Source organism: Paenalcaligenes sp., from assembly GCF_030152715.1.
Classification (GTDB): Bacteria; Pseudomonadota; Gammaproteobacteria; order Burkholderiales; family Burkholderiaceae_B; genus Paenalcaligenes; species Paenalcaligenes hermetiae.
This window is the reverse complement of the sequence record NZ_JASLIX010000084.1, coordinates 1-4,052: the sequence shown is the minus strand read 5'-3', so window position 1 is coordinate 4,052 and position 4,052 is coordinate 1. Positions and strand designations below refer to the sequence as shown.

Annotated in this window: 5 protein-coding genes and 1 tRNA gene; 4 read left to right on the top strand and 2 right to left on the bottom strand. The window is 47.6% G+C overall.

Annotation, left to right across the window (positions count from 1 at the left end; translation table 11 throughout):
- Window positions 1-221 (bottom strand): site-2 protease family protein (locus Q1V74_RS06655; RefSeq protein ID WP_300647600.1); only part of this gene is annotated, 221 nt, incomplete at its 3' end.
- Between the two features lie 53 nt (window positions 222-274).
- Window positions 275-901, bottom strand: coding sequence for an L-threonylcarbamoyladenylate synthase (locus Q1V74_RS06650; RefSeq protein ID WP_260649148.1), 627 nt, complete (start codon window positions 899-901; stop codon window positions 275-277).
- A 197-nt stretch (window positions 902-1,098) separates the two neighbouring features.
- Between Q1V74_RS06650 and Q1V74_RS06645 the strand changes: the two genes are divergently transcribed.
- From Q1V74_RS06645 to paaX, 4 genes are all read left to right on the top strand, one after another.
- A tRNA-His gene (locus Q1V74_RS06645) sits at window positions 1,099-1,174 on the top strand.
- 98 nt (window positions 1,175-1,272) lie between these two features.
- The gene (locus tag Q1V74_RS06640) at window positions 1,273-1,509 is read left to right on the top strand and encodes a hypothetical protein (RefSeq protein WP_300647599.1); all 237 of its coding nucleotides are present in this window, start codon (window positions 1,273-1,275) and stop codon (window positions 1,507-1,509) included.
- The gene (locus Q1V74_RS06635) at window positions 1,502-2,980 is read left to right on the top strand and encodes a phospholipase D-like domain-containing protein (RefSeq protein ID WP_300647598.1); all 1,479 of its coding nucleotides are present in this window, start codon (window positions 1,502-1,504) and stop codon (window positions 2,978-2,980) included. The genes Q1V74_RS06640 and Q1V74_RS06635 overlap by 8 nt, the downstream gene beginning before the upstream one ends.
- Before the next feature lie 115 nt (window positions 2,981-3,095).
- Window positions 3,096-4,040 carry a phenylacetic acid degradation operon negative regulatory protein PaaX gene (paaX, locus tag Q1V74_RS06630; protein ID WP_300647597.1) on the top strand — a complete coding sequence of 315 codons (945 nt, stop codon included), beginning with the start codon at window positions 3,096-3,098 and terminating at the stop codon, window positions 4,038-4,040.
- Window positions 4,041-4,052 lie beyond the last annotated feature (12 nt).

The window sequence follows — 4,052 nt, the reverse complement described above, 5'->3', positions numbered from 1 at the left end:
GCCCCGCCAAGTAATTTTGTTGAAATCAACAAGAACAAAGGCACCACAATGGTTCCAACCGGGTCGATATGACGCGTCGGATTTAGGCTAATTCGCCCTGCTTGCTCTGCCGTTGGATCACCAAAATACCGCGCTACATATCCATGCGCGGCTTCGTGTAAGGTAATACCAAATAAGACAGGGATAGCGTAGACCGCCAGTGTTTGAACAAAACTTTCCATAGATAAACTGTATACGGCTCTACGCCATGTTTATTGCATTAAGTTGTTGGGGTCTATTCTAAACCTAATTTTTTCGGATCGCCTAAGCCCACACGCAATACTTCGGGCTGGCCGCTACTTAAGTCAATCACTGTTGTTGAGTCTGCAGGACACGCTCCCCCATCAATGACCGCTGCAAGCTGGTGCTCATAACGCTCCAGAATGTCTTGCGCATCATTGAGTGCTTGCTCTTCGCCCTCTGGAATCAAAGTGGTAGACAACAAAGGGGCCCCCACCTGATCGATTAAGTCGAGCAGCACCCGATTTTGAGGTACGCGGATCCCGATGGTCTTACGCGAGGGATGTGACACACGACGAGGTACCTCTTTGGTCGCCTCAAGAATAAAAGTCCATGGGCCTGGGGTCGCTAATTTTAATAAACGGTACTGGCTATTATCTACGCGCGCAAACGTGCTGATTTCCGCTAAGTCTCGACAAACCAGTGTTAAATGATGACGCTCATCAAGCCCCCGCAGCCGGCGTAAGCTTTCGGCGGCGGCCTTGTCATCTAAGCGTGCTACCACGGCATAACTCGAATCCGTAGGTACAGCTACCAAGCCACCTTTAGCCAATAAATCCGCGGCTTGTGCTAAAAGACGAGCCTGAGGATTTTGAGGATGCACTTCAAAATATTGAGCCATAAGCGATGTCCTTTATCTCTTCGGGAGCCCTACTATAATGGGTATGCTCCTTGGGTTAAACGTGTTCCTCTAGGGGTGATGCATAAGCTGCTCACCAAATAGTAGCTTAACAAAAACACAAGTGGTGCATTTTTTTATTTTTTATGTTATAGTTATATTTCTTTGCAAGGGGTACTACCCAACACTTGCAAATAATGGTGATCGTAGCTCAGTTGGTAGAGTCCCGGATTGTGATTCCGGTTGTCGCGGGTTCGAGCCCCGTCGATCACCCCAAGATTTTAAAGCCCGTATAATTATTTTATACGGGCTTTTTTGTTTTTTAGCCCAATACCCTTATAGTAGTCTTTGGTTTAACAAAAGGATACGATAGGATGACTGTGGCAAACACACCGGATTGGCAATTAGCCCCAGCGGGTTGGGATTGGTGCGCTCAAGACGAAAACGGGGATTGGTATTGGTACAGCGTCAAACCCGAACCCAGTCTAGGCGGTGGCGTCTGGCGCTCTAACTCTCGTCACCAGCAGTTTGCTTGCAGCGGTTCCCCCAACCCAAACTGGATTCACTCTCTTCAAACACGTCCTTTAGCCTCTGGCCCACGCGATGGTTAACTTGTCTCAACTTTTGCATGATTTCTGGCTAGAGTACTGGCCACATATAGCTCTTATTCTAAGTCTGGTGATCAGTATCCCCACCGCTATTCATGCGGCCATGAATAAAAAAGAAGTACGCGCCGCTATTGGGTGGGTGGGGATCATTCTTTTATCTCCTTTTGCTGGTTCTATCTTATATATCATTGCAGGCGTCAACCGTGTACGCCAAACGCAAATCAGCGAGCTGCGCGATAAGCAAATCAAAGAATACATTAACTATGATACGCCGGTGGTCACTAACCTGCGTCAACAGTTTGATGAACATCTAGAAGCCCTGCAAACACTAGGGAATCAAATCAGTTATTTTCAATTGCGCAGTGGCAATCACATCCAGCTGCTCCAAGGCGGTGATGAGGCTTACCCCGCCATGCTCGACGCTATCCACCAAGCCGAGCACTCTATTGCCCTGCAAAGCTACATTTTTGACAACGACCGTATCGGTCAGCAGTTTGTTGAGGCCTTAGTCAAAGCAAAACAACGTGGTGTCAGCGTACGCGTACTGATTGATGCCATTGGCGTACGCTATTCCCACCCCCCTGTTCATCGCTTACTGCGTAAACACGGCATTACTTGTGCCCTGTTTATGTCTATCCCTTTGCTGCCGCTCAGTTTTTTTAAACGCCCTTATGCGAACTTACGCAGTCACCGCAAGGTTCTCATCGTTGACGGACGTATTGCTTTTACGGGTGGTATGAATATACGTGAGGGTTTTTGCAGTGAGTTTACCAATAACAATCCAGCAAAAGACACCCATTTCAGTTTTCAAGGGCCTGTGGTACTGCAGCTGATGTCCACCTTTGCCCATGATTGGGAATTTACCACTAATGAAACCTTAAACTATGATTTTTGGTGTGCGTGTACTTGGGACACTCCCTTGCCACAGGTTCCCGCGCGTTGCGTACGCTCTGGGCCGGATCGATTTTTAGCCAGCACTCACTCGATGCTGCAAGGCGCCTTTGCTGTTGCCCAACGACACATACGCATTCAATCCCCCTACTTTTTACCCGATCAAGTACTGATGGGGGCACTCAATACCGCCGCTCGTCGTGGAGTACGCGTCGATATTGTCATCCCTAAAAAAAATAACTTGCAACTTGTCAGTCGCGCTATGCTAGCGCAAATTAACGAGGTGATTGAAGCGGGGTGCCACGTATGGATGGCAACAGGGTCTTTTAACCACTCTAAGCTGATCACTATCGATGGCCAATGGAGCTATGTGGGTTCATCTAATCTGGATCCACGTAGTTTACGGCTAAATTTTGAGCTAGATGTGGAAATTTATTGTCGTGATATCGCACAACAAATCGAGCAGGCGATTGATGAGGAGATCTACTCAGCTGAAGCGCTCAGCCTAGAAAAACTCGCTCAAATCCCTTTTAAGCAACGACTTATCAATCGTATTATTTGGTTAGCCAGCCCCTATCTCTAACCCTAGGGCTTCTACTTAGTTTGAGTTTATCTATACAAATAACGATACAATTTACCCCTCTATGTAGAAAATTTTGTAGTATATATACGATTCCTAAAACGAGAACAACGATTCCATGTCCGATCTTTTTTTAAAGCAGTGGAGCCAAGACTATTTAAGCCACCAACCTCCACGCACCAAATCACTGGTCATGACCTTATTTGGTGATGTCATCCGCCCACATGGCGGAGCCCTATGGCTAGGCAGTCTGATTCGATTGCTCGCTCCTTTTGGTATTAATGACCGCTTGGTTCGCACCAGTGTCTACCGCCTAGCAGAAGAAGGTTGGTTAAGTGCGCAGCGCGAGGGGCGCCGTAGCATGTATACCCTACGACCCCAGGCTTCTGTCCGCTTTCAAAAAGCTCACCAACGCATCTACACCCCTAACTATTTGGAGTGGGATGGCAAGTGGACGCAGTTGTTTTTTATTTCTGCTGACATTAGCACCAAACAACGCGCAGACTTACGCAAAGCCCTTTTATGGGAAGGCTTTGGGGCGTTATCCCCCTTTGCTTTTATTCATCCTAACCCTGATCTGAGTACACTGGATCAATTAATCGAGGACGCGCAATGCAGTCAGGCTGTGTACGTCACTCAGATCCAAGATACTGATTTATCTCATAGCCTACCTTTGTCCACGTTGATTAAAGACTGCTGGCAGCTTGAAGAAATTGTCGAGCGCTATCAACGCTTTATTGCTCATTTTAAGCCGGTGTTAGCGCATCTACAGCAAGCCCCCACCCTGGATGCAGAACAGGCTTTTGTGACACGCACCCTCTTAATTCATGAGTTTAGACGGGCTCAACTGCATGACCCACAGTTACCGCTGGCGCTCCTACCTAAAAACTGGATAGGCAAGCAAGCCTATGAGCTTTGTCAGCAACTCTACCGCTATTTAGCGCAGCCATCGCAGACGCATATCTTAGCAACCCTGCGCACCGAAGACCCCGATGCACCCGATGCGGCACCGTATTTTTATGAGCGATTTGGGGGATTAAAAATAGAAGAAATGACGAGCTGATACAACAAAAGA

Coding starts and splice junctions, on each gene's coding strand:
- Q1V74_RS06650 (WP_260649148.1), bottom strand. CDS start 901: ATGGCTCAATATTTTGAAGTGCATCCTCAAAATCCTCAGGCTCGTCTT.
- Q1V74_RS06635 (WP_300647598.1), top strand. CDS start 1,502: ATGGTTAACTTGTCTCAACTTTTGCATGATTTCTGGCTAGAGTACTGG.
- Q1V74_RS06640 (WP_300647599.1), top strand. CDS start 1,273: ATGACTGTGGCAAACACACCGGATTGGCAATTAGCCCCAGCGGGTTGG.
- paaX (WP_300647597.1), top strand. CDS start 3,096: ATGTCCGATCTTTTTTTAAAGCAGTGGAGCCAAGACTATTTAAGCCAC.